The sequence below is a fragment of the Paenibacillus sp. EKM301P genome (assembly GCF_011800295.1).
Taxonomy (GTDB): domain Bacteria; phylum Bacillota; class Bacilli; order Paenibacillales; family Paenibacillaceae; genus Paenibacillus; species Paenibacillus polymyxa.
Genome location: NZ_JAALFM010000062.1, coordinates 1 through 756, shown reverse-complemented (window position 1 = coordinate 756; position 756 = coordinate 1). Strand labels below are relative to the sequence as shown.

Genomic DNA, 756 nt, shown 5'->3' with positions numbered 1-756 from the left:
GCGGAAATCGTTCGAGCTATTGCCTATCATCCACAGCAGCCCCTGGCAGTTTTGAATATGGTAACCGCCGAGGAAAAGGCACACATCATCGATGGATTTGGAAATGTAGGAGTACTAGGTGCTGATGCTGTTGAAGCAGGAGCCCTGTTCCATGCCTTTGTGGAAGAACAGGCCCAGCTTGTACCAGATCACGTAGCGGTGGTGTACGAGGAGCAACAGCTGACGTACCGCAAACTGAACGAGCGTGCAAACCAATTGGCGCGTAAATTGCGAAAGGAAGGCATTGGACGCGAATCGATTGTCGGCATTTTGAGTGAACGCTCAGTGGACATGCTGGTCGGCGTACTAGCGGTGTGGAAGGCTGGAGGCGCCTATGTGCCGCTGGATGCAGACTATCCATCCGAACGGATTCGTTTCATGCTGGAGGACAGCGGTGCGATGGTACTGTTGACCCAAACGAGATTGCAAGAGCGTGCCCAGGTATGGCTGGAGGAAAGCCAACAGGCCTTGGCCGGAGGGCAGACTGAGGGTGAATTGGAAACAGCAGCTGGTGCTGAAATGATGGAAAGGGACAACCTGAGTGAAGGCGTAAGCTTGAAATCAGATTCGCCACCTGACCGCGAAGCAGCCTCCGAGCCAGCAACAGGGCTGCGTCTGCACACCGTACTGGCATTGGACAATGAGTCACTGTACACCGGAGATACGACAGACGTCGATCATATTAACGAACCGCAGGATCTGGCGTATGTGATCTAC

Annotated in this window: 1 protein-coding gene; it reads left to right on the top strand. The window is 53.8% G+C overall.

Annotation, left to right across the window (positions count from 1 at the left end; all coding sequences use genetic code 11):
• A partial coding sequence (locus HFD99_RS24815) for an AMP-binding protein (protein ID WP_167441054.1) occupies window positions 1–756 on the top strand: 756 nt, incomplete at both ends.